Annotated in this window: 18 protein-coding genes and 8 tRNA genes; 16 read left to right on the forward strand and 10 right to left on the reverse strand. The window is 61.1% G+C overall.

Annotated elements, in window-relative coordinates; translation table 11 throughout:
* Nucleotides 1–87: 87 nt before the first annotated feature.
* Complete coding sequence (locus JOE32_RS01095; protein ID WP_209980675.1) at nucleotides 88–2,055, forward strand: methyl-accepting chemotaxis protein; 1,968 nt, start codon at nucleotides 88–90, stop codon at nucleotides 2,053–2,055.
* Nucleotides 2,056–2,091: 36 nt separating this feature from the next.
* Here the strand turns inward: JOE32_RS01095 and JOE32_RS01100 are convergent, their stop codons facing one another.
* Nucleotides 2,092–2,904: an alpha/beta fold hydrolase gene (locus JOE32_RS01100; RefSeq protein ID WP_209980677.1), complete on the reverse strand. Its 813-nt coding sequence runs from the start codon at nucleotides 2,902–2,904 to the stop codon at nucleotides 2,092–2,094.
* 363 nt (nucleotides 2,905–3,267) lie between these two features.
* Nucleotides 3,268–4,026, reverse strand: a complete 759-nt coding sequence (locus JOE32_RS01105; RefSeq protein ID WP_231423310.1) for a hypothetical protein — start codon at nucleotides 4,024–4,026, stop codon at nucleotides 3,268–3,270.
* A 372-nt stretch (nucleotides 4,027–4,398) separates the two neighbouring features.
* On the opposite strand from JOE32_RS01105, the gene JOE32_RS01110 reads away from it, so the two are divergent.
* From JOE32_RS01110 to gltS, 5 genes are all read left to right on the forward strand, one after another.
* Nucleotides 4,399–4,474, forward strand: a tRNA-Glu gene (locus JOE32_RS01110).
* Between the two features lie 3 nt (nucleotides 4,475–4,477).
* A tRNA-Gly gene (locus tag JOE32_RS01115) sits at nucleotides 4,478–4,553 on the forward strand.
* 105 nt (nucleotides 4,554–4,658) lie between these two features.
* A tRNA-Glu gene (locus JOE32_RS01120) sits at nucleotides 4,659–4,734 on the forward strand.
* A 3-nt stretch (nucleotides 4,735–4,737) separates the two neighbouring features.
* Nucleotides 4,738–4,813 (forward strand) — tRNA-Gly (locus JOE32_RS01125).
* Between the two features lie 237 nt (nucleotides 4,814–5,050).
* Nucleotides 5,051–6,262: a sodium/glutamate symporter gene (gene gltS, locus JOE32_RS01130; protein WP_209980682.1), complete on the forward strand. Its 1,212-nt coding sequence runs from the start codon at nucleotides 5,051–5,053 to the stop codon at nucleotides 6,260–6,262.
* A 60-nt stretch (nucleotides 6,263–6,322) separates the two neighbouring features.
* Here gltS and JOE32_RS01135 read toward each other — a convergent pair whose 3' ends face one another.
* The 3 genes from JOE32_RS01135 to JOE32_RS01145 all read right to left on the reverse strand — a co-directional run bounded on the left by JOE32_RS01135 (nucleotide 6,323) and on the right by JOE32_RS01145 (nucleotide 11,142).
* Nucleotides 6,323–8,062, reverse strand: a complete 1,740-nt coding sequence (locus JOE32_RS01135) for a dipeptidase (protein WP_209980684.1) — start codon at nucleotides 8,060–8,062, stop codon at nucleotides 6,323–6,325.
* A gap of 149 nt (nucleotides 8,063–8,211) precedes the next feature.
* Nucleotides 8,212–8,619 (reverse strand): PA2817 family protein, encoded by a 408-nt coding sequence (locus tag JOE32_RS01140; RefSeq protein WP_003237131.1) that lies wholly within the window; start codon nucleotides 8,617–8,619, stop codon nucleotides 8,212–8,214.
* 75 nt (nucleotides 8,620–8,694) lie between these two features.
* Nucleotides 8,695–11,142, reverse strand: coding sequence for an acyl-CoA dehydrogenase (locus tag JOE32_RS01145; protein ID WP_209980686.1), 2,448 nt, complete (start codon nucleotides 11,140–11,142; stop codon nucleotides 8,695–8,697).
* Between the two features lie 276 nt (nucleotides 11,143–11,418).
* Between JOE32_RS01145 and JOE32_RS01150 the strand changes: the two genes are divergently transcribed.
* From JOE32_RS01150 to JOE32_RS01160, 3 genes are all read left to right on the forward strand, one after another.
* Nucleotides 11,419–12,036, forward strand: coding sequence for a glutathione S-transferase (locus tag JOE32_RS01150; RefSeq protein WP_209980688.1), 618 nt, complete (start codon nucleotides 11,419–11,421; stop codon nucleotides 12,034–12,036).
* Nucleotides 12,037–12,171: 135 nt separating this feature from the next.
* Nucleotides 12,172–13,104, forward strand: a complete 933-nt coding sequence (locus tag JOE32_RS01155) for an ABC transporter ATP-binding protein (protein WP_057008301.1) — start codon at nucleotides 12,172–12,174, stop codon at nucleotides 13,102–13,104.
* Complete coding sequence (locus JOE32_RS01160; protein ID WP_209980690.1) at nucleotides 13,101–13,880, forward strand: ABC transporter permease; 780 nt, start codon at nucleotides 13,101–13,103, stop codon at nucleotides 13,878–13,880. The genes JOE32_RS01155 and JOE32_RS01160 overlap by 4 nt, the downstream gene beginning before the upstream one ends.
* Before the next feature lie 73 nt (nucleotides 13,881–13,953).
* Here the strand turns inward: JOE32_RS01160 and JOE32_RS01165 are convergent, their stop codons facing one another.
* Nucleotides 13,954–14,493, reverse strand: coding sequence for a TetR/AcrR family transcriptional regulator (locus JOE32_RS01165; protein ID WP_209980692.1), 540 nt, complete (start codon nucleotides 14,491–14,493; stop codon nucleotides 13,954–13,956).
* Nucleotides 14,494–14,584: 91 nt separating this feature from the next.
* Here JOE32_RS01165 and JOE32_RS01170 point away from each other — a divergent pair, with 91 nt between their 5' ends.
* From JOE32_RS01170 to JOE32_RS01180, 3 genes are all read left to right on the forward strand, one after another.
* A complete protein-coding gene (locus JOE32_RS01170) occupies nucleotides 14,585–15,784 on the forward strand; it encodes an MFS transporter (protein ID WP_209980694.1) in 1,200 nt (399 codons plus the stop codon).
* Between the two features lie 77 nt (nucleotides 15,785–15,861).
* Nucleotides 15,862–17,010 carry a TDT family transporter gene (locus JOE32_RS01175; protein ID WP_209980696.1) on the forward strand — a complete coding sequence of 383 codons (1,149 nt, stop codon included), beginning with the start codon at nucleotides 15,862–15,864 and terminating at the stop codon, nucleotides 17,008–17,010.
* A gap of 58 nt (nucleotides 17,011–17,068) precedes the next feature.
* Nucleotides 17,069–18,943 carry an MFS transporter gene (locus JOE32_RS01180; RefSeq protein ID WP_209980698.1) on the forward strand — a complete coding sequence of 625 codons (1,875 nt, stop codon included), beginning with the start codon at nucleotides 17,069–17,071 and terminating at the stop codon, nucleotides 18,941–18,943.
* A 102-nt stretch (nucleotides 18,944–19,045) separates the two neighbouring features.
* Here the strand turns inward: JOE32_RS01180 and sugE are convergent, their stop codons facing one another.
* From sugE to rdgC, 3 genes are all read right to left on the reverse strand, one after another.
* Nucleotides 19,046–19,360: a quaternary ammonium compound efflux SMR transporter SugE gene (sugE, locus tag JOE32_RS01185; RefSeq protein ID WP_003237114.1), complete on the reverse strand. Its 315-nt coding sequence runs from the start codon at nucleotides 19,358–19,360 to the stop codon at nucleotides 19,046–19,048.
* 107 nt (nucleotides 19,361–19,467) lie between these two features.
* A complete protein-coding gene (locus JOE32_RS01190; protein WP_209980700.1) occupies nucleotides 19,468–20,433 on the reverse strand; it encodes a bile acid:sodium symporter family protein in 966 nt (321 codons plus the stop codon).
* A gap of 156 nt (nucleotides 20,434–20,589) precedes the next feature.
* A complete protein-coding gene (gene rdgC / locus JOE32_RS01195; RefSeq protein ID WP_209980702.1) occupies nucleotides 20,590–21,510 on the reverse strand; it encodes a recombination-associated protein RdgC in 921 nt (306 codons plus the stop codon).
* A 159-nt stretch (nucleotides 21,511–21,669) separates the two neighbouring features.
* On the opposite strand from rdgC, the gene JOE32_RS01200 reads away from it, so the two are divergent.
* The 4 genes from JOE32_RS01200 (at nucleotide 21,670) to JOE32_RS01215 (ending at nucleotide 22,189) form a co-directional block, all read left to right on the forward strand.
* A tRNA-Val gene (locus JOE32_RS01200) sits at nucleotides 21,670–21,745 on the forward strand.
* Between the two features lie 19 nt (nucleotides 21,746–21,764).
* Nucleotides 21,765–21,841, forward strand: a tRNA-Asp gene (locus JOE32_RS01205).
* Nucleotides 21,842–22,017: 176 nt separating this feature from the next.
* Nucleotides 22,018–22,093, forward strand: a tRNA-Val gene (locus JOE32_RS01210).
* A gap of 19 nt (nucleotides 22,094–22,112) precedes the next feature.
* A tRNA-Asp gene (locus JOE32_RS01215) sits at nucleotides 22,113–22,189 on the forward strand.
* A gap of 150 nt (nucleotides 22,190–22,339) precedes the next feature.
* On the opposite strand, the gene JOE32_RS01220 is transcribed toward JOE32_RS01215, so the two are convergent.
* Nucleotides 22,340–23,980: an AMP-binding protein gene (locus JOE32_RS01220; RefSeq protein WP_209980705.1), complete on the reverse strand. Its 1,641-nt coding sequence runs from the start codon at nucleotides 23,978–23,980 to the stop codon at nucleotides 22,340–22,342.
* Nucleotides 23,981–24,014 lie beyond the last annotated feature (34 nt).

Raw genomic sequence — 24,014 nt, forward strand, 5'->3', positions numbered from 1 at the left:
GACTTGTGTTCAGGGCCCTGTGGTTGCCAATCTCGCTGCTGATAAACCGGGCGTGTGGCATCCGCCATTGCTGGAGGGGCAAGTGCAATGATTTCGGGCGTGCAACGACGTTTCGCCAACCTCGGTATGGCGAAGAAGCTGGGCTTGGGTTTTGCGCTGGTATTGCTGCTGACGGCGCTGGTGGCTGCGATTGGCGTGTGGTCCCTGCACACCGTTGGCCAGCGTTTCGATGGGCTCAAGCGTATGTCGTCACTCAACGACGGCTTGCTCAAGGTGCGTTTGATCGAGCAGGACTACGCGCTGCACGCCGACCCCAAAGCGGTGGATGCCCTGCATGAACGCGTCGATGCACTGGCCGCGCTGGCGGCCAGTCTCAAGGTGCAGTCGGCGGCCAATGGGCCGGTGATGACCGATGTCGAGCAGGCCCTTGGCGCCTACCGCAAGGCATTCGACGAGTTTGTCGAACTGACCCAGACCAAGGACCTGGCGCTGGAAATGGCCACTTGGTCGGTGTCCAGCGTGGCCAACAACCTCGACGTGTTGCAGTCGGGCCTGGCGGACGATGGCGCCGAAGGCCTCAAGGAGAGTCAGGGCCGCGAAGGCGCCGAGCTGATTCAGCAGGCGGGGCAGATCAGTCAGGTATCGCGCTTGATGCTGCAGGCGATGAACGAAGCCCGGCTGCGTTTGGACCAGAGCCGCCGCGCGGATGCCGAGGACGCCGAGCAGGGCAAGATCGAACAGGCCGAGCAGGCGCTGGCCCAGGTCGAGCAGTTGAAAACGTCGGTCAAGGACGCCGGCTATCAGACTGTACTCAATGAGGTCTCCGGGCATATCGCCGCGTTCAGCGAAAAGCTCGGTGAATACACCGACCTGCTGGCCCAGGAAAAAGGGGTCTACAAACAATTGCATGAGCGCGCCGATCAGGTGGTCAGCCGGGTCAACCAGGCGTATGACGCCGAAGACCAGTCGATGCAGGCGCAGTTGGTCAAAAGCACGCTGCTGATCATCGGCTCGTCTGCGCTGGCATTGCTGGTGGGGCTGATGGCAGCGTGGCTGATTACCCGTTTGATCGTCGCGCCGCTGCGCAGCGTGATCGCAGTGGCCAGACAGATTGCGGCCGGCGACCTGACTGGCCGCATGGAGGTCAGCCGCCGCGATGAAATCGGCCAGTTGATGCAGGCGATGCAGCAGATGGGTAATGGCCTGAGCCAGATGGTCAGCGGGCTACAAGCCGGCATCGAGCAATTGGCCAGTTCGGCGCAGTCGTTGTCCAGCGTTACCGAACAGACCAACATCGAAGTCAGCAGCCAGAAGGAAGAAACCGAGCAGGTCGCCACGGCGATGAACCAGATGACCGCCACCGTGCATGACGTGGCGCGCAATGCCGAAGAGGCTGCGCAAGCCGCGCAGACCGCGGATGAGAAGGTCGACAGCGGCCAGCAGGTGGTACGCCTGAGTCTGCAGCGCATCGAATTGCTCGCCACCTCCAGCACCAGTGCCAGCGCCAGTATCGAAAGCCTCAGTGCCGAGATCCAGCACATCGGCACGGTTCTGAGCGTGATCAAGAGCGTGGCCGAGCAGACCAACCTGCTGGCCCTGAACGCAGCCATCGAAGCCGCCCGCGCCGGTGAGCAGGGGCGGGGTTTTGCGGTGGTGGCCGACGAGGTGCGAGCGTTGGCCAAACGGACCCAGCAATCGACGGAAGAAATCGAGCGGCTGGTGAGTACCTTGCGCAATGCGGCGCAGTCGTCGGTGCAGCAGATCCAGCAGAGTGGCGAACTGGTGAAGCTGGCGGTGAGTGACGCGCTGGAAACCGAAAGTGCCCTGGGCAGTATCGCGACGGCCGTGTCCTTGATCCAGCAGATGAACCAGCAGATTGCCGCTGCCGCCGAGGAGCAAAGCTCGGTGGCCGAAGAGATCAACCGCAGCGTCACCAGCATCCGGGCGAGTGCCGATCAGTCGGCATTGAGCATGCAGGGCAACGCTGCGTCGAGCATCCAGCTGGCGCAGTTGGGGGCCGAACTCAAGGGCATGGTAGGGCACTTCCGCCTTTGATCGCCGCGCAACACGGCGATTAAAGAGGGAGGGCAGTCAGGCGTGGTTGGCGAGGAACGTCAGCAGCGCTTCATTGACGAAATCCGGGTTCTCCCGACTCGAAATATGCCCGGCATCGGGGATCAGCGTCAGGGCGCAGCCGATCAGCTCGGCCATTTCGGCGGACTCGGCCGGTGGGCGCGGTTTGTCTTGCTCGCCGCACATCACCAGCGTGGTATCGGCATCCAGGCGCGGCAGCTGTTGCAGGATGTCTTCACGGCTGAAGATCAGGCGGCCCAGGGGCACGATGCTGTGTACCAGGCGCTCTCTGGGGAAAGCCTGCAAGGCGCTGCGAAAACCCTGGTAGAGCGCGGATTCGCGGTCGATATCGGCACGAAAGAAGATCGGCGCGACCACATCCAGCAATGGCTCGGGAATGGCGCCGGCGTCTTCGATCATCTTGAACAATGAGAAATAGTACTGGCGGGTGGCTTCCGGTTCGGCACCGAGGTAGGTGTCCATCAGCACCACGCTATTGATGCGCTCCGGGGCCCGCAATGCGAGGCGTGCGCCCCACATGCCGCCGACCGACAGGCCGACGAGGTTGACCTGGGAGATTTCCAGCTGGTCCAGCAGGGCCAGGGTCTGGCGAGCCAGGTCGTCGAGGGACTGGGTTTGCGGGGGCAGCGTGCCTGATTCGCCGTGGCCCCATAGTTCGGGGACGATGACGCGATATTGCTGCGACAGGGCTTCGATCTGGGGTGCCCACATGGTGTAGTCCCAGAGGTAGCTTGAGCCCAGCAGGACGACTGGGCCGGCACCCTGGTCGAGGTAGTGGAGGGGTTGTCCATCAATTATGGCGACAGGCATGTGGGGGCCTCGGGCTGGCGGGAGTTAGGGGACTTTTTTACGCTAGTCGGGGGCGGGGGGATAGGTGCAAAGTGATGGCACTGCGCGGGCTTTTACGGGGAGATTTTGTGGGGCCCGGTCGAATGTGAGAGGGGGCTTGCTGCCGATGGCGGCCTATTGTGTATATCTCCGTTGCTGCGGTAACGGCGGAGATTGGTTCCGCCCTTACGGCAGGTCACTTTTGGAAAGCGCCGGAATGCCGGCCCAGGCAAAAGTAGCCATAGGCTCTTGCCCCACCTCTCGGCACCTCGCTTAGCCACGGATTCAAGCCTGCGTTCGGCCAGCGTGGTTGACGGGGCGCCTGAGATCAAGAGCAATAGCGGATCAGTCGTAGATTGCCTTCTTCTTCCACGCTGCATCGGCGTCGTCGACTTTCAGGCCTTCGGTCAGTTCGTTGACTTCGTCTTCGGCGGGCTGGCTGTTGGTCAGGACGGTGGAGTTGGCGCGGGCCAGTTGGGATTCGAGCATTTTCAGTTGGGTGCTGTAGAGCGCCGGTTCCGGTTGTTTGCGCAGGTATTGCACGCCGCGCTCGAAGGCCAGGCGTGCCTGGCCGGGTTGGCCTTGCAGCAATGCGTGCTGGCCGAGGTTGTTGAAGAACTCGATATGCAGCAGCACCAGGAGGTGACGAATTTCGCGGATCCAGTGCTTGGCTTCGTTGGCCGGCAGGAACCCATCCTGAGCTGCGCGGGTGACTTGGCCGTGCAAGGCTTCGAGGAGGAAGCGCACGTCCTTGGCCTTGGCTTCGGTCTGGATCGGCGCGGGCGGGTTGGCGACCGGGATTGATTCGCCCTGGGCGATCAGTGCATCGAGTTCGCTGATCCGCGCCTTGAGTGCCGCGCTGGACCTGTTGAGGTTGAGCAGGCGCTGGTTGACGTTGAGCTCCAGGCGGGTGAGCAACAGCTTGAGCGCCGGGGTCATCAACTGGCCGGGGAAGGTCTCGGTGATTTCGCCGCAGCGACGCAACCGGTCGTTGAGTTCGATCTCAGTGCGTTTCTTTTCCAGCTTGTTGTTTTCCACCACGTGGTTCATGTAGCCAATGGCGATCAATATTACGATCCCGACTACTACCAGCAGGGTGATCATGAGTGGTGTCACCGGCGTGACCTCTTAATAGGGGTTTGCTGTGGAGTGTAGTGACTGGGCCGTCCGGCGGATAGGACTGTTCGACCGGTTGCCCAGGTACCTTCTTCTATATAGGTATAGCGCTCGATGAATGGGCGCACATTGCCATCATCTGTTGGAGCGAACTATAGCGCCTTGTCGGGCGCCAGAATATAGGCGCCGGGTTGCAGGGCGGCGCAACGCCCGTGCAGGCGCGTAAACACGGGGGAAGTCATTGATTTAAATAAATTTATCCTTGGGGGTTGACGACCTTTCAATCCATCCATAGAATGCGCGCCACTTACAGCGTAAAGCACACAGCGAAACGCGGTAGGGAGTGAATGTTGTACGTGTGTCCCCTTCGTCTAGTGGCCTAGGACACCGCCCTTTCACGGCGGTAACAGGGGTTCGAGTCCCCTAGGGGACGCCATATGCGGGAATAGCTCAGTTGGTAGAGCACGACCTTGCCAAGGTCGGGGTCGCGAGTTCGAGTCTCGTTTCCCGCTCCAGTTTTTAAGCAGTGTTGCTCTCGGGCGGCACTGAGTGAAACCAGGACCACGTCTTCGGATGCGGTCTCTGGGCACTGAAATACACACCATGTGTTTCAGTAGCGTGTCCCCTTCGTCTAGTGGCCTAGGACACCGCCCTTTCACGGCGGTAACAGGGGTTCGAGTCCCCTAGGGGACGCCATTTGCGGGAATAGCTCAGTTGGTAGAGCACGACCTTGCCAAGGTCGGGGTCGCGAGTTCGAGTCTCGTTTCCCGCTCCATATTCAACGAAAACGCCGATCAGAGATGATCGGCGTTTTTGTTTGTGCGTTTTTTGATCCCATGCATATCAACCTCTGCTTGGGTGGGCTGGAAAGCGAAAAACTTACCCTGCGTGTAGGGTTTTTTGTGAAGTGCGTAAGAACGTTCTGTACTTCGCTTCGGGTAGCTGTGCCCGGGGGGCTGTGTGTCTACTCTGACCGCCCCATTCTCCCCGTTCACTTCAGAGAACTGCCCGGATGTTTCAGCTCGACTTTTATTCGACTTTGGTCGCTGCCTCCCTGGTGCTATTGCTGGGGCGCTGGCTGGTGGCTCGCATCGGTTTTTTACGCACCTACAGCATTCCCGAGCCGGTGGCCGGCGGGTTACTGGTGGCCGCGCTATTTGTGGTGTTGCGTTTAATGGCGGGTGTTGAAGTTCGCTTCGATGCATCGCTGCAAGCGCCTTTGATGCTGGCGTTTTTCGCCACCATTGGCCTGAATGCGGACTTCGCCAGCCTGAAGACCGGTGGGCGCATACTCGGCATTTTCCTATTGGTGGTGACGGGCCTGCTGGTGCTGCAAAATGCCATGGGCATCGCGCTGGCCAAGGTGCTCGGGCTCGACCCACTGATGGGTTTGCTGGCCGGCTCCATCACCCTGTCCGGTGGACACGGCACAGGTGCGGCCTGGAGCGCGGTGTTCAGCGACAAGTACGGCGTGGCCTCGGCCTCCGAGCTGGCAATGGCGTCGGCGACCTTTGGCCTGGTACTGGGCGGCTTGATCGGTGGGCCGGTGGCGAGGCTGCTGATCAAGCGGGTGCAGGTGCCTGGCGTCGAGCAGGCGTTGCCGCGCCTGCCCAAGGGCTTTGAACAACCCCATCGCGAACGCATGATTACCTCGTCCTCGTTTATCGAGACCCTGGCGCTGTTGGCGATAAGCCTGCAGATGGGTACTTTCCTCAGCGGGTTGATCCAGGGCACGGCGTTCGAGTTGCCAACCTTCGTCTGTGTGCTGTTCGTGGGCGTGGTGTTGCGCAACGGCCTGTCGGCGCTGGGTTGGCACCAGGTGTTCGAACGTGAGGTGTCGCTGCTGGGCAATGTCAGCCTGTCGTTGTTCCTGGCGATTGCCTTGATGTCGCTCAAGCTGTGGGACCTGGCTGCCCTGGCCTTGCCGATTGTGATTCTGCTGGCGGCTCAGGCGCTGTTGATGGCGCTGTTCGCGATATTCGTGACCTTCCGCGTGATGGGCAGCAATTACGATGCGGCGGTATTGGCGGCGGGGCACTGCGGGTTCGGCCTGGGCGCCACGCCCACTGCGATTGCCAATATGCAGGCCGTGACTCAACGCTTCGGGCCCTCGCAGATCGCCTTTCTGGTAGTGCCGATGGTGGGCGCGTTTTTCATCGACATCACCAACGCGGTGGTGATCAAGCTGTATCTGGCGCTGCCGTTCCTGGGCGCGGGCGGGTGAGGGGGGCACACTACGTCGCTGACAAAAACGCCGATCAGGATTGATCGGCGTTTTTATTTGTCAGAGCTTTGGCAACTGACCTATGCGGCCCATCATTTCAGTCACGATCTGCAGGTCCAGCAGGAACTGCTCGACGGTCTTGAATTCGCCGTCGGTGTGCCCGGTGTACTTGGTTTCCGGGCGCGCCAGACCAAATTGCACACCATTGGGCAGATCGTGCACGGACGTGGCGCCGGCAGAGGTGCCGAACGTGTGCGCCATGCCGAGGTTTTCGGTGGACACCGCCAGCAGGGCCTTCACCCATTCACCTTCGGGGTTGCGGTACATCGGCGTGTTGAGCGAGCAGGTGAAACTCACGTTGACCTTGGCATGCGCGTTCCAGGCGTTCAACTTCTGCTCGATCTGCGCCTTGAGCGCTTCCGGTGATTTGCCTTTCGGCGCGCGCAGATTCACCGCCAGCTTGAAAGCCTTGTCGTCCTGGCTGACGAAGGTCAGCGAGGTGGTCAGCGGCCCCATGAACGCATCGGAAAAGCCCACCCCCAGCTTGCCACCCAGGTAATCCAGGCCCCAGTTGTCGGCTGCGTACCGCGCGGCGTCGGTGATGTGGTTGTGCTTGAGCGCGATCTTGCCGTCGACGCTGTGGATCAACTCCAGCATGCGCGCCACCGGATTGACCCCGGATTGCGGCGCCGAGGAATGGGCAGACAGGCCCGTGACGGTGAGCTTGACGTCCTTGCCGTCGACCTTGGCGCTTACCTGGAAATCACCGCCGTTGCGCTCGGCGTATTCAGTGCCGGCCTGCTGCAGGGCGGCGGCCAGTTCTGCAGGTTTATCGCTGATCAGCGTGGCCACCGACGCTGACGGAATCTGGTTGGTGGCCTTGCCGCCGGTCATGGAGATGATTTCTGCGCCGCTGCCTTCGCCCTTGCGCACCGGGAACGTGGCCATGACGGTGCCCGAGCCTTTCTCGGCAATCACCACCGGGTAGCCGCCGTCCAGTGCCAGGTTGTATTGCGGCACCGGGTTACGCGCGAAGTAGTAGGGGATGGCATCTCCGGCGGTTTCTTCAGTGGTGTCCACCAGCAACTTGAAGGTGCGCGCCAGCGGCAGTTTTTCTTCCTTGATCACTTTCATCGCGTACATCGCCACCACGATGCCGTTCTTGTCATCCTCGGTACCACGACCGTACAGGCGGTCACCGATCAGCGTGACCTTGAACGGGTCAAGCCGGGTGCCGTCCTTGAGCACCCAATTCTCCGGCGTCACCGGGACCACATCGGCGTGGGCATGGATGCCCACCAGCTCATCGCCACTGCCTTCCAGGGAGATCTCGTACACCCGGTTGTCAACGTTGCGGAAGGTGAGGTTGAACGACTTGGCCAGCGTCTGGATCCTGTCGGCGATCTTGAGAAATTCGGGGTTTTTGTACTGCGGCAGACCGTCGACGTTGAAGGTTGGAATCTCTACCAGCTCGCGCAGGGTTTCGAGAGCGGCCTTGCCGTATTTCGCACGGGTGTAAATGCCGAGCAGGCGGTGGATTTCGTTTTGTTGGTCGGCGGTGAGGGTTTTGTTGTCGAGAAACGCGTTGATCGCCGGACCTGTGTCAATAGTCTTGCCCAGGTCATCTTTATGCAGAGCAGCGAGGAAACTGCGGAAATCAGTGGCCGGCGTTTCGCTGAAATTTTTCAGGATCGCGGCACTTTGCTCGGGAGTGATGTTGGCAAAAGCGGAGGGGGTGACGCTCGACAGGCTGGCGGCCAGGAGGGTCGCTACTGCCAGTTGCTTGAGTGGAAAGTGCATGGAGAGTCGCATTCCTTTGCAGGTACTGGAGACGTTTCTGACCGATCTGTCAGAAACATTTCCACACATTACCATCACTCAGGCGCAGCGTGCGCTCAAAAGTGCGGGAGGTTTTTGCTCCCGCATCGGGTTTATCAAGCTTGCGACAATCAGTGCTTGCTCTGGTCGTCCGGCATGGCCAGCAGCTGCTTTTCCTGGTTCCAGTCGAACGGTTCATCATTCAGCTCGGCTTCATGACGGCGTTCTTCCAGCGCCTGGTACAGGTCCAGTTCTTCGTCGGGCATGAAGTGCAGACAGTCGCCGCCGAAGAACCACAGCAGGTCGCGTGGCACGAGGTGGGCGATTTGCGGGTAGCGCAGGATGACCTGGCTCATGAGGTCCTGGCCCAGGTACTGGCTTTCGATCGGGTCGATCGGCAGCAGGGCGCGCAGTTCGTCGAAGCGCTCCAGAAACAGGGTGTGGCTTTCCTCGGGCACTTGTTCGGCTTCGCCAACGGCAACCAGGATGCTGCGCAGGTGGTCGAGCAAGACGAGATGATCGGCAACGACGTTGGACACGCGATAAGTCCTCTAAAGCAAAAACGGGCGCGAGAGTATATAGCTCAAGCGCCCGTAATTATATGACCGCGGGTATCAGCGGACCTTGCCTTCAGCCTGGGTCAGCTCTTCCTTGCTGAAATCATCCACGTCGATCACCTTGCGTCGCGCCGCTTCGGCGTCACGCAGGGTCTGCGCTTCGGCCGGTTGCAGCACGCCCGCTTGCAGGGCGGCGTCGATGGCGTGTTCGCCGGCAGTCGGTTTGACCTGGCCACTTTTCAACGCGCTGTGCAGCTTCTTTTGCAGCGGATGGCTGGCGCCGAGCAGGTCGTAGGCATGCTGCAGGGCGCCGACTGGATCCTGCGCCGATTGCGGGCGGTAGCAGCCTGCCAGAAGCTCTTCAAGCGTCGGGTCGCCCTTGGCGCGGCCAATCACTGCTGCCACTTCGGCATCCAGTGCATCGGATGGCCCGGTGTGGCGCCGTCCGAACGGGAACACGATCACTCGCAACAGGCAGCCCAGCACCTTGTTCGGGAAGTTGCTCAGCAGTTCATCCAGCGCACGCTCCGACTCGCCGAGGCTTTCTTCCATGGCCCAGGCAAACAAGGGCTCCAGGTGATCCGGTGAATCCAGGTCGTGGTAACGCTTGAGCGCCGCCGAGGCCAGGTACATATGGCTCAGCACATCGCCCAGGCGCGCCGACAGGCGTTCGCGGCGTTTGAGCTCGCCACCGAGCAGCATCATGCTCAAGTCGGCAAGCAATGCGAAGGCCGCAGCCTGCCGGTTCAAGGCGCGGAAATAACCCTGGCTCAGGCGGTTGCCCGGGGCTTTCTCGAAGTGGCCAAGGCCCAGGTTCAGCACCAGGGTGCTGGCGGCGTTGCTGACGGCAAAACCGATGTGCTGCATCAGCAGGCCGTCGAACTCCTTGAGGGCCTGGTCACGATCTTCACGCCCGGCCAGCGCCATTTCCTTGAGCACGAACGGGTGGCAGCGAATCGCGCCCTGGCCGAAGATCATCAGGTTGCGCGAGAGGATGTTGGCGCCTTCCACCGTGATGAAAATCGGCGCGCCCTGCCAGCTGCGGCCCAGGTAGTTGTTCGGGCCCATGATGATGCCCTTGCCGCCGTGCACGTCCATGGCGTGGGTGATGCACTCGCGGCCACGTTCGGTCAGGTGGTACTTGAGGATCGCCGACAGCACCGAGGGCTTTTCCCCCAGGTCGACGGCGTTGGCGGTGAGCATCCGCGCGCTGTCCATCAGCCAGGCGTTACCGCCGATACGTGCCAGGGACTCCTGAATACCTTCGAATGCCGACAGCGGTACATTGAACTGTTCGCGCACCTGGGCGTACTGGCCAGTGACCAGACTGGTGAACTTGGCGGCACCGGTGCCGACGGCCGGCAATGAGATCGAGCGGCCCACCGACAGGCAGTTCATCAGCATCATCCAGCCCTTGCCGAGCATCTCCTGACCACCGATGAGGTATTCCAGGGGAATGAACACGTCCTTGCCCGAGTTGGGCCCGTTCATGAACGCGGCCCCCAGCGGCAGGTGGCGACGGCCGATCTCCACGCCCGGGGTGTCGGTGGGAATCAGCGCGAGGCTGATGCCGAGGTCTTCTTCCTCGCCCAGCAGGTGATCCGGGTCATGGGCCTTGAAGGCCAGGCCCAGCAGGGTCGCCACCGGGCCGAGGGTAATGTAGCGTTTCTCCCAGTTCAGGCGCAGGCCGAGGGTCTCCTTGCCCTCCCATTCACCTTTGCAGATCACCCCGGTGTCGGGCATGGCGCCCGCATCGGAGCCGGCCAGCGGGCCGGTGAGGGCGAAGCACGGGATGTCATCGCCGCGCGCCAGGCGCGGCAGGTAGTGGTTGCGTTGTTCGTCAGTGCCGTAGTGCAGCAGCAGTTCGGCCGGGCCCAGGGAGTTGGGCACCATCACCGTGGACGCGAGGTCGCCGCTGCGGGTGGCGAGTTTCATCGCCACCTGGGAGTGGGCGTAGGCGGAAAAGCCCTTGCCGCCGTACTCCTTGGGAATGATCAGCGCGAAGAAACCGTGGGTCTTGATGTGCTCCCAGGCGGCGGGCGGCAGGTCCATGGCCTGGCCGATTTCCCAGTCGCTGACCATGGCGCAGAGTTCTTCGGTGGGGCCGTCGATAAACGCCTGTTCTTCTTCGGTCAGTTTTACCTTGGGGTAGGCCAGCAACTTGTCCCAGTCGGGGCGGCCGCTGAACAGTTCGCCGTCCCACCACACCGTGCCTGCGTCGATGGCGTCACGCTCGGTTTCGGACATCGGCGGCAAAACTTTCTGGAACCAGCTGAACAGCGGCTTCGTGAAGTATTGCCGGCGCAGGTCGGGCAGCAGCAGGGGCGCGGCCACCAGAGCGATCAACACCCAGAAGATCAGCAGCAGCCAACCCGGTGCGTGGCTCCAGGCGCCCATCGCCAGCAGGTAAACGGCAACCACGCCCAGGGCGGGCAGCGGGGCGACGCGGCGGTGTGCCAGGTAGGCAATGCCGACCACCAGCACCAGTATCCACAACAACAGCATATTCAATCCTCCGTGAAACCAGGGGCGAACCACCAGGGAGCTTAGTCGGCATGCGAGCAAGCGCGGTGATCAAGGTGTTACCACGTGTTCAAGACAGTTCCAGTCGCTTACTGGGTAGTGACCGTCCGGTGCGGGGGGAGTTCGTATGAAAACGTAGCGGAACTCGTGCGGATTTATCTGACCTGGCAGTCATGCAGTACCGTTTTGCGACCCAGGCGTCGTATGCTGCGGTTTCTATTACAACATGTTGTCCATTCACCCAATCAGGGAGCGGTCATGCTGAAGATCTGGGGTCGTAAAAATTCGTCAAACGTCAGGAAAGCACTGTGGTGCGCCGAGGAACTCGGCCTGGACTACGAGGCGATTGATGCGGGCGGGGCATTCGGGGTCGTCGACACGCCGCAATACCGGGCATTGAACCCCAACGGCCGGGTGCCGATGATCGAAGACGGCGACTTTGTGCTGTGGGAATCCAACACCATCGTGCGCTATCTCTGCGCCAAACACGCGTCGGAATTTTACCCGGCTGACCTGCAAGCCCGCGCCAACGCGGAAAAATGGATGGACTGGACCACCTCGACCTTGGCCGATCCGTTCAAAGCGGTGTTCTGGGGCATCGTGCGCACTGCGCCGGAAAAACGAAATCCGGACAGCATCAATGCCGGGCGCGAGGCCTGTATCGATGCGCTCCACACCGTTGAGCAAGCGCTCGCCGGGCAACCTTATCTGTCCGGCAACGCGTTCGGCATGGGCGATATTCCCCTCGGCTGCTTCATCTACGCCTGGTTCGAAATGCCCATCGAGCGCCCCGCCATGCCGCACCTGGAGGCCTGGTACCAGCGCCTGCAACAGCGCCCGGCCTTCCGCAAGGCAGTGATGACTGCGTTGACTTAATACCCACTATTAATGCGCTTGACTGTACTTGTGTGACGCGGGCACTCACCATGCCCGCCATGCACCCCGGTTGAACTACCTGCGGTGCGCCTTCATCTACCCTTTCCATTCCCTTCTTTTGGTGCGTATTCCGATATGAGTTCCGCTCTGTCCATCCGGCAGCTAACCAAAACCTACGGCAACGGTTTCCAGGCCTTGAGTGGTATCGATCTGGACGTTGCCGAAGGTGATTTCTTCGCCTTGCTCGGCCCCAACGGTGCCGGCAAATCCACCACCATCGGTATTCTCTCCACCCTGGTCAACAAGACCAGCGGCACGGTGAACATCTTCGGTCACGACCTGGACAAATCCCCGGCGGCGCTCAAGCGCTCCATTGGCGTGGTGCCCCAGGAATTCAACTTCAACCAGTTCGAAAAAACCTTCGACATCGTTGTGACCCAGGCCGGTTACTACGGCATCCCGTCGAAAGTCGCCAAGGAGCGCGCCGAGCAGTACCTGACCCAACTGGGCCTTTGGGACAAGCGTGACGTGCCGTCGCGCTCGCTGTCCGGCGGCATGAAACGCCGTCTGATGATCGCCCGCGCACTCGTGCATGAGCCGCGCCTGCTGATCCTCGACGAGCCCACTGCCGGCGTTGACATCGAACTGCGCCGCTCCATGTGGACCTTCCTCACCGAGTTGAACGAGAAGGGCATCACCATCATCCTCACCACTCACTATCTGGAAGAGGCCGAGCAACTGTGCCGCAACATCGGCATCATCGACCACGGCACCATCGTCGAGAACACCAGCATGCGTAATCTGCTGGGCCAACTGCACGTGGAAACGTTCCTGCTCGACCTGAAAAACCCGTTGTCGGCGCCGCCGCAGTTGCTGGGCTACCCGAGCCGCCTGGTGGACAGTCGCACCCTGGAAGTCCAGGTGGACAAGGCCATGGGCATCACCGCGCTGTTCACGCAGTTGGCGACCCAGAACATCGAAGTGCTGAGCCTGCGTAATAAAACCAATCGCCTTGAGGAGTTGTTCGTGTCCCTGGTGGAGAAAAATCTGGCGAAGGTGGCGGTATGAGCTCCGAACTGCAACCCAACCTCGTCGCGCTGCAAACCATCGTCTATCGCGAAGTGAAGCGCTTCACCCGGATCTGGCCGCAGACGCTGCTGCCGCCGGCGATCACCATGGTCCTGTACTTCGTGATCTTCGGTAACCTGATCGGTCGGCAGATCGGTGACATGGGTGGTTTCACCTACATGGAGTACATCGTGCCGGGCCTGATCATGATGTCGGTGATCACCAACTCCTACGGCAACGTGGTCTCCAGCTTCTTCGGCAGCAAATTCCAGCGCTCCATCGAAGAGCTGATGGTGTCGCCGGTTTCGCCGCACACCATCCTGATCGGCTACACCGCAGGCGGCGTTCTGCGCGGCTTGATGGTCGGCGTGATCGTGACCCTGCTGTCGCTGTTCTTCACTCACCTGCAGGTGCACCATCTGGGCGTCACCATTCTGGTGGTGGTGCTGACGGCGACGATCTTTTCGCTGCTGGGGTTTATCAACGCGGTGTTTGCACGCAATTTCGATGATATCTCCATCATCCCGACCTTCGTGCTCACGCCGCTGACCTACCTGGGCGGGGTGTTCTACTCCATTACCCTGCTGCCGCCATTCTGGCAGACCGTGTCGCTGGCCAACCCGGTGTTGCATATGGTCAATGCTTTCCGCTACGGCATTCTGGGTGTGTCGGATATCAGGATCAGCGTGGCGATCACCTTCATGATCGTTGCCACTATTGTCTTGTACTTCGGCTGTGCACGGTTGCTGGTGAGCGGGCGCGGGATGCGTACATAACTGCTGACCTTAACCAGGCCAAAAATGTGGGAAGGGGCAAGCCCCCTCCCACATTTGGATTTGGGTAGGGCCTCTACTTTTTCAATGCCAGCTCGATCAGGGCGTGCAGCTCTTGCACGGTGAGCGGCGCCGTTGAAAACAGAATTCGAAATACCGTCGGCGCCGCGATCAGATTGATCAAGTGGGCCACGCTCGGTGGGTTGCTGTCGGGATAGCGATCGACAATCACTTGAAGCTGCCCGCTGAGGATGCTCACGCAGCAGCCCGGGGTCACGCTGCATTGCAGGTCGCGCATCATGTTGCGCCCTGGCTCGGAGCTCATCTCATCCAGATACTGCTCGGCCCAGGCCTGCACATCGCCGCGCAGGCTGCCGGTGTTGGCCGGCTCACTGTCCGGGCGCATGCGGGCCAGGGCCACATCCGCGAGCAACACACCAAGGTCACCCCAACGCCGGTAGATGGTCGAGGGCGTGACACCTGCACGTGCGGCGATCATCGGCACCGTAACACTGGAACGCTCATGGGTTTCCAGCAGTTCACGCGCCGCCGAATGAACGGATTCTTGTACCCGGGCACTACGGCCCCCCGGGCGGAGGCCTTCTTTTATCGCCATGGTTGCGACCTTAACACAAAGAATTTGCTTTAAGAGCCAGCCGGTAGCACACTCCGCAAAAGCAAAATATTAGCTTTAGCGGAGCGTGCCTATGTCCAGTCCCACCTCTCATCGTCCCAGTCTGGTGTTCCTCGCGATCACCTTGCTGACGTTCCTGGCCGCTTCCAGTGCGCCGACGCCGCTGTATCACCTCTATCAGGAAGGTCTGCATTTTTCGGCGGGCATGCTCACACTGATCTTCGGGGTGTACGCCATGAGCCTGCTGGCAGCGTTGCTGACCGTGGGTTCGTTGTCGGACTACCTCGGACGCAAGCCGGTGATTTTTGCCGCGCTGGTCCTGAATATGCTGGCGATGTTGCTGTTTATCAATGAAGGCAGTGTGGCCTGGCTGATTGCTGCGCGCACCCTGCAAGGGTTTGCCACCGGCATGGCCACCGCGGTGTTGGGCGCGGCGCTGCTCGACAGCGACCGCCAGCAGGGCCCGTTGGTCAACAGTGTGGCGCCGTTGCTGGGCATGGCGTGTGGGGCGATGGGCAGCAGTTTGCTGGTGGAGTTCGCGCCGCTGCCGACCCAGTTGATCTACTGCACATTGTTGCTGCTGATGGTATTGCAGGCCGTGTATGTGTGGCGTCTGCCGGAAAGCGTGAGCCGTATCCCGGGTGCATTGGCCTCGTTGCGTCCGACCCTGCATGTGCCGCCTCAGGCACGCCGGGCGTTGTGGCTGTCGTTGCCGGTGGATGTGGCGGTGTGGGCGATGGGCGGGTTCTACCTCTCCCTGGCGCCGTCGCTGGTGCGGGCGGCCACCGGCTCGACGTCCAACCTGATCGGTGGCGGCCTGGTGGCGGTGCTGACCTTGAGTGGCGCGCTGATGATCCTCACCCTGCGCAATCGACCCGCGGACAAGGTGCTGCGCCTCGGCGCCGGATTGCTGGCCATCGGCGTGGCCCTGATCCTTACGGCGGTGCATAGCGCCAGCCTGCCGCTGTTTTTCATCGCCACCCTGATCGCCGGCAGCGGCTTTGGCGCAGGCTTTCTGGGCGCCTTGCGCAGTGTGGTACCGCTGGCCTTGCCCCATGAGCGGGCGGGCTTGATGTCGGCATTTTATGTGCTGAGTTACCTGGCGTTCTGTTTGCCGTCGTTATTGGCGGGCAACCTGATTCGACGTTTTGGCTTGATCGCGACCACCGACGGTTATGGCGCGGTGCTGATCCTGCTGGCGTTGGGTGCCCTGGCTGCGCTGATGTGGCAGAGCCGGCAGTCGGTGCATATTGGTAAAATAGATAACAGTTAGAGATATTACCCGTTATATAGATATTCGCTCAGCTTCTATGATGGCCTCCACCTCATACGAGGAAGAGGATCGCCAGCATGACCTGCCCGAATACCATCAGCTACAAGCCGTTCAGCCACCTGACCCGACCCCGGGAAGTGATTCGCCAGTTCACCCCCAACTGGTTCGCCGCCACCATGGGCACCGGCGTGCTCGCGCTGGCCCTGGCCCAATTGCCGGTCAACCTGCCCGCGCTGCGCACGCTGGGTGAAGGGTTATGGCTGTTCACCTGCGGCCTGTTCATCCTGTTCAGCGTGTTGTATGCCGCGCGCTGGGTGATGTTTTTCAACGAGGCGCGGCGCATTTTCGGGCACTCCACGGTGTCGATGTTCTTCGGCACGATCCCCATGGGCCTGGCGACCATTCTCAACGGCCTGCTGGTGTTCGGCCTGTCGCGCTGGGGCGGCGATGTGATCGCGGTGGCCGAAGTCATCTGGTGGCTCGATGTGGCGATGGCCCTGGCCTGCGGCGTATTGATCCCATTCATGATGTTCACCCGCCAGGAACACAGCATCGACCAGATGACCGCCGTCTGGCTGTTGCCGGTGGTCGCTGCTGAAGTCGCGGCGGCGAGCGGTGGGCTGCTGGCGCCGCACCTGGCGGATGCGCATTCGCAGTGGGTGATGCTGGTGACCAGCTATGTATTGTGGGCGTTTTCCCTGCCGGTGGCGTTCAGCATCCTGACCATCCTGATGCTGCGCATGGCCCTGCACAAATTGCCACACGCGAACATGGCCGCCTCGAGCTGGCTGGCGCTTGGACCCATCGGCACCGGCGCCCTGGGCATGTTGCTGCTGGGTGGCGACGCGCCAGCGATTTTTGCTGCCAACGGCTTGCCCGGAGTCGGCGAGATGGCCAACGGCCTGGGCCTGGTCGCGGGCATCACGCTGTGGGGCTTCGGTTTGTGGTGGATGCTGATTGCCGTGTTGATCACCCTGCGTTACCTGCGCGCCGGTATTCCGTTCAACCTCGGCTGGTGGGGCTTTACCTTTCCATTGGGGGTGTATGCGCTGGCAACGTTGAAGTTGGCGAATCTGCTGCACTTGGGGTTCTTCAGCGTATTTGGCAGCGCACTGGTGGTGGCGTTGGCGCTGATGTGGCTGATTGTGGCCAGGCGTACCGTGCAGGGCGCCTATAAAGGTGAGCTTTTTGTTTCACCTTGCATTGCAGGGTTAGCGAATAAGTAGGCAGAGTTAGGTAAAGTCGTGGCCTGACTCGATAACAGGCCACGCAGGAACACGGACGATGAGCCACCCCTCGCAATTCACCTTGCTGCGCACCCGGCGTTTCCTGCCGTTTTTCATCACCCAGTTGCTGGGCGCATTCAACGACAACATCTTCAAGCAATCGCTGATCCTGGCGATTCTCTACAAGCTGACCCTCGACGGTGATCGCTCGATCTGGGTCAACCTCTGCGCCTTGCTGTTTATCCTGCCGTTCTTCCTGTTCTCGGCACTGGCCGGGCAGTTTGGCGAGAAATTCAACAAAGATGCGTTGATCCGCGCGATCAAGATCGGCGAAATCGTGATCATGACCGTGGGCGCCACTGGCTTTCTGATCAACCACCTTGAATTGATGCTGCTGGCGCTGTTCGCCATGGGCACGCACTCGGCGCTGTTCGGCCCGGTGAAGTATTCGATCATGCCCCAGGCCCTGCACGACGATGAACTGGTGGGCGGCAACGGTCTGGTGGAGATGGGCACCTTCCTCGCCATCCTCGCCGGCACCATTGGTGCGGGCATCATGATGTCATCCGCCCATTACGCACCGTTGGTGGCCACCGCGATTGTTGGCGTGGCGGTGCTGGGCTATCTGGCCAGCCGCAGCATTCCACGGGCGGCGGCGTCCACCCCGCAGTTGCGCCTGGACTGGAACATTTTCACCCAGTCGTGGGCCACCTTGCGCATGGGGCTTGGGCAGACGCCGGCGGTGTCGCGCTCGATCGTCGGTAACTCATGGTTCTGGTTTGTCGGGGCAATCTACCTCACGCAGATCCCGGCCTACGCCAAGGAGTGGCTGTACGGCGACGAAACCGTGGTGACGCTGATCCTCACGGTGTTCTCGGTGGGCATCGCGCTGGGCTCGATGCTCTGCGAAAAACTCTCCGGGCGTAAGGTGGAGATCGGCCTGGTGCCGTTCGGTTCGTTCGGCCTGACGGTGTTCGGCCTGCTGCTGTGGTGGCATTCCGGCGGCTTCCCGCAGAACGTCCAGCCCAACGACTGGCTGGCGGTGCTCGGCTACGGCCAGGCGTGGTGGGTGCTGTTCGATATTCTCGGCCTGGGCGTGTTCGGCGGTTTCTACATCGTGCCGCTGTATGCGCTGATCCAGTCGCGCACTGCCGAAAACGAACGTGCGCGGGTGATTGCCGCCAACAACATTCTCAACGCGTTGTTCATGGTGGTGTCGGCCATCGTGTCGATCCTGCTGCTGAGCGTGGCCAAGCTGTCGATCCCCGAATTGTTCCTGGTGGTGTCGCTGCTCAATATCGCGGTCAACACCTACATCTTCAGGATCGTCCCCGAGTTCACCATGCGTTTCATGATCTGGCTGCTCAGCCATTCCATGTACCGCGTGGAGCATCGCAACCTCGAACAGATCCCGGACGAAGGCGCCGCCTTGCTGGTGTGCAACCATGTGTCGTTTGTCGACGCGCTGTTGATCGGCGGCGCGGTGCGTCGGCCGATCCGGTTCGTGATGTATTACAAGATCTACCGCCTGCCGGTGCTGAACTTCATCTTCCGCACCGCGGGCGCTATCCCGATTGCCGGGCGGCATGAAGATATCCAGATCTATGAACAGGCCTTCACGCGCATTGCGCGGTATCTGCAGGAGGGCGAACTGGTGTGCATCTTCCCCGAGGGCAAGTTGACCGCTGACGGCGCGATGAATGAGTTTCGCGGTGGGCTGACGCGCATTCTCGAGGAGACGCCGGTGCCGGTGATTCCGATGGCGTTGCAGGGGTTGTGGGGCAGCTTTTTCAGCCGTGATCCGCACAAGGGGTTCTTTCATCGCATCTGGTCGCGGGTGGTGCTGGTGGCGGGCGAGCCGGTATCGGTCGAGTCGGCAACGCCTGCGCACTTGCAGGCGGTGGTGGGTGGGTTGCGCGGGAGTATCAGGTAGTTTTGTGTCGGCAGTGAGGGCCTCATCGCAGGCCAGCCAGCTCCCACATTTGAAATGCATTCCACGTGTGGGAGGGGGCTTGCTCCCGATAGCGGCAGTGGCTTAGGTGGAGATCTTGAGGCCAATGAGCCCGCAGATAATCAATGCCACACTCGCCAGCCGAAACAGCGCCATGGACTCCCCAAACAGGATAATCCCGGCAATCACCGTGCCCACCGCACCCACTCCGGTCCAGATGGCGTAGGCAGTGCCCAGCGGCAGTTCCTTCATGGCCAGGCCCAGCAAGCCAAGGCTGATGGCCATGGCGGCAATCGTCAGGGCAGTGGGCAGTGGTTTGCTGAAACCGTCGGTGTACTTCAAACCGACGGCCCAGCCGACTTCAAACAGGCCGGCAAAAAACAGGATGATCCAGGACATGATGACCTCGCTTTCTCAGGCGGGGTCGTCCCCGGATTCGGCGCTTTGACAGCGTCGCGAGGTCGTCCCCGCGAAGCTCGGTAGAGTGCCGAAGATTGATCGAGCGATCAAGTTTGCGGCGCGTCCTCCAGCAGACGACGGTCTTCTTTCTCGCTCATGCGGCGGAAGTAGGTCGACAGCAACGCCCCGGAAATATTGTGCCAGACGCTGAACAACGCGCTCGGTACCGCCGCCAGTGGCGAGAAGTGCGCGCTGGCCAATGCCGCGCCCAGCCCGGAATTCTGCATGCCCACTTCCAGTGCCAGCGATTTGCGTTGCGCCAACGGCAGCTTGAACACGCGCGCGGTAAAGTAGCCCAGCAGGTAGCCGAAACTGTTGTGCAGTATCACCACGGCCATGATCAGCAGGCCCGACTCGGCGATCTTCGCCTGGCTGGCAGCCACCACTGCGGCGACGATGATCACGATACTGATCACCGACACCAGCGGCAGCACGTCCACCGCATGGCGCACCCGCGCGCCGAGCACGCGTTGCGCCAGCACGCCGAGTATGATCGGCAGCAGCACCACCTGCAGGATCGACCAGAACAGCTCCATGAACGACACCGGCAGCCAGGCCGAGGCCAGCAGCCAGATCAGCGCCGGCGTGAGCAGCGGGGCGAGGAGGGTGGTGACGGCGGCAATCGCCACCGACAACGCCAGGTCGCCCCGGGCCAGCCAGGTCATCACGTTGGACGAGGTGCCGCTCGGGCAGCAGCCGACCAGGATCACGCCGACGGCAATTTCCGCTGGCAGGTTGAAGGCCCGGCACAGCAACCAGGCTACGCCCGGCATGATTACAAAATGCGCGACCACGCCCAGGGCGACGCGCCACGGGTGGCGAGCGACCTCGGCGAAGTCTTCGAGTTTGAGGGTCAGCCCCATGCCGAACATCACCAGGCCCAGCAGCGGGACGATGGCGCTTTTCAGGCCGATGAACCAGCCGGGTTCGACGAAGGCGAGCACCGCGAAGATCAACACCCAGTAAGCGAAGGTATTGCCGACGAAGCGGCTCAGTGCGGCGAGTGCGCGCATGGGGATGTCCTTGTTATTGGATTCTTGAAGTGTCAACACACATCAAAGGTGGGAGCGGGCTTGCTCGCGAAAGCGGTGGATCAGTCAGCCAATATATTGACTGGCTCACCGCCTTCGCGAGCAAGCCCGCTCCCACATTTTGATCTTCACATGGCTTTAGATGCCCTGTGGGCTCTCTTCGCCGCCCAACGCTTCGATCAGCGCCGGCAGGAAATCACCGAACGTCAGCATCATCAGGGTAAAGCTGGCGTCCAGTTGACCCAGGGCTTCGTCGCCGCCGTCCTGTTCGGCCTGGTCCTGCAGCAGGTCTTCGAACTTCAGGCGCTTGACGGTCATCTTGTCGTCGAGCATGAACGACAGCTTGTCCTGCCAGGCCAGCGACAACTGGGTCACCACCTTGCCGGTGGTCAGGTGCAGCTGGATCTCTTCGCTGGTCAGGTCCTGGCGCTTGCAGCGCACGATGCCGCCGTCTTCGTGGGTGTCGCGCAGTTCGCATTCGTCGAGCACGGAGAAATCGTCGGCCGGCTTCTGGGTGGTGACCCAGTCGGTCATGATCGCGGTCGGTGCGGTTTTCACCGTGAGCGGGCGTACCGGCAGGGTGCCGATCACTTCGCGCAGGGTCGACAGCAGGTCTTCGGCGCGTTTCGGGCTGGCCGAGTTGACCAGGATCAGGCCCTGTTTCGGCGCGATGGCGGCGAAGGTCGACGAGCGACGAATGAAGGCCCGGGGCAGGAACGCTTGGATGATTTCATCCTTGATCTGATCGCGTTCCTTCTTGTAGACCTTGCGCATCTGCTCGGCCTCGATCTCTTCAACTTTCTCCTTGACCGCATCACGTACCACGCTGCCCGGCAGGATACGTTCTTCCTTGCGCGCAGCGATCAGCAGGAAGTCGCCGCTGACGTGAACCAGAGGCGCGTCCTCACCTTTACCGAAAGGGGCGACGAAACCGTAAGTGGTCAGCTCCTGGCTTGCACACGGGCGCGCCAGTTTGGTGGCCATGGCCGCTTCCAACGCCTCGGCATCAACAGGCAGATCTTGGGTCAGGCGATAGATAAGCAGGTTCTTGAACCACATGGGGTGAGTCTCTCCTCTATACAAAGGAGGGCATTATTCTCTTGATATGGCCGCAGGCCAACCCTGCGTAAGCCATTGGAAGCGCTGAAAAAAAAGATTCAAGAAAGTGCTTGCCAGACCCAGGGTCGCTCCGTAGAATGCGCGCCACACCGAAACGAAGGGTGATTAGCTCAGCTGGGAGAGCATCTGCCTTACAAGCAGAGGGTCGGCGGTTCGATCCCGTCATCACCCACCATTCGCTTCACGTGTTACGCGCAGCGGTAGTTCAGTCGGTTAGAATACCGGCCTGTCACGCCGGGGGTCGCGGGTTCGAGTCCCGTCCGCTGCGCCATATTCGGTTACCTGGAATGCTGAACGCCAGGTCGCCACGGAAAGCCCGCTTAATCGCGGGCTTTTTATTGTCCGAAATATGGCAAACAGTCGTGAATGAATCTTTTTTTAAATAAAGTGCATTTAAATCAAGACATTACGATTTTTTGGTGTATGATGCGCCCACACCGAAACGAAGGGTGATTAGCTCAGCTGGGAGAGCATCTGCCTTACAAGCAGAGGGTCGGCGGTTCGATCCCGTCATCACCCACCATTCGCTTCATGTGTTACGCGCAGCGGTAGTTCAGTCGGTTAGAATACCGGCCTGTCACGCCGGGGGTCGCGGGTTCGAGTCCCGTCCGCTGCGCCATATTCGCTTCCACTAAGGCCAACAGAGCGCCTGGAAGCCACGGAAATAGCGGCCTTGTGCCGCTTTTTTCGTTTCTGAAGTCCACTGGACTTCCTCTCCAGCCACGGTTTTCACGTACACCGCTGGCATAGCCTTTTGCGATTTCCTGTGTCATGTGTCGAGCACCTGCTGTCTGGCAATTTCCTGATTGCGCAGAATGAACCGCTGCAACTTGCCACTGGGGGTCTTGGGCAGGTGCTCGACGAACTCGATTTCCCGTGGGTAAGCATGTGCGGCCAGGCGCTGTCGCACATGCAGGCGCAGTTCTTCAGCCAACTCGGCGCTGGGCGGATACTGGCTGCTCAGCACCACAAACGCCTTGATCAGCTCGGTGCGTTGCGGGTCGGGTTTGCCGATCACGGCGGTTTCGACCACCGCCGGGTGTTCGATCAGTGCGCTTTCCACATCGAAAGGCCCGACGCGGTAGCCGGACGTGGTGATCACGTCATCGGTACGCCCGACGAAGCTGATGCTGCCGTCGTCATTGAGCTCGACGATATCGCCGCTCAAGTAATAACGGCCGACAAAGGCTTTGGTCGGCATACCCAGGTACCCGCCGAACCAGCACAGGGGCGAGCGCTCGCGATCGACCGCCAGTGTCCCAGGCTGGCCGGTCGGCAGTTCCCGATGAGTTTTATCCAGCACGACAATACGGTAACCGGGCACCGCATAACCGGCCGAGCCCTCGCGTATCGGATGGCGCAGCGCGTGGTGATTGCACAGCACCATGCCGATTTCGGTCTGGCCATAGTGATCGTGAATGACCACCCCGAGTTCTTCGGCAAACCAGCGGATGACCTGCGGGTTGAGCGGCTCGCCGGCGCTGCTCACCACCCGCAGTTGGCCACGCACGGCGTCGGCGAACTCGGCCCCCGCCGCGATCAGCAGGCGATAGGCCGTCGGCGAGCCTGCCAGGTTGTTGATGGCGTACCTGGCAATGACGTGTTGGGTACTTTGCACCGTGAACGGGCCGTCATAGAACAACGTGGCGTGTCCAAGCGCCAGCGGGCCGGTCACGGCGTAATACAGGCCATAGGCCCAGCCGGGGTCGGCAAGGTTCCAGAATCGGTCTCCCTCACGCAGATCAATCGCATCACGCATGTAACCCTTGAAGGCAAGGATGGCGCTCAACGGTACCTCCAGCGGTTTGGCCGGCCCTGTGGTACCCGATGTGCACATCAGCAGGAAGGGTGCACTGGCGTCCAGCATTACGGGGGCGCAATCCTCAGGCTGGCGGCCAACAATGCCCCAGAAGTCGTGGTCACCCGCGTTGATCGAGACATCACCGGCCACGACGATGTTGGGGCAGTCAGCAATGTCGTCCAGCTTGGCGCGGTTGTGCGTGTCGGTCACGATCCAGCGGGCGCCGGAGCAGCCCAGCCGCTGTTCGATCGCCTTGGGGCCGAAGGCGGTAAACAGCGGCTGGTAAACAGCGCCGATGCGCCAGGTCCCTAACACAGCAATCAACAGTTCAACCGTGCGTGGCATCAGGCCGGCCACGCGGTCCCCGGGCTTGACCCCTTGCTCGCGCAGAAAGTTGCCGAAGCCTGCCGCGTGGGCTTGCAGCTCGCGAAACGTATAGCGCGCGGCGCGGCCATCCTGCGCTTCGCAATACAGCGCCACTGCATCGCCCTCGGCGTGCCGGTCGCAGCATTCGATACAGGCATTCATGGCAGTGAGCTCACCCTGCAGCTCCCGAGCGGCGAGCTGCAGATAATCGAAAGAGGTAACGACGGATTCATAATCACGCATAACGACACCTGGTTTTTATTGTTGGAAGAGGGTC

The sequence above is a fragment of the Pseudomonas sp. PvP025 genome (genome assembly GCF_017832155.1).
In the GTDB taxonomy this organism is placed as follows: Bacteria; Pseudomonadota; Gammaproteobacteria; order Pseudomonadales; family Pseudomonadaceae; genus Aquipseudomonas.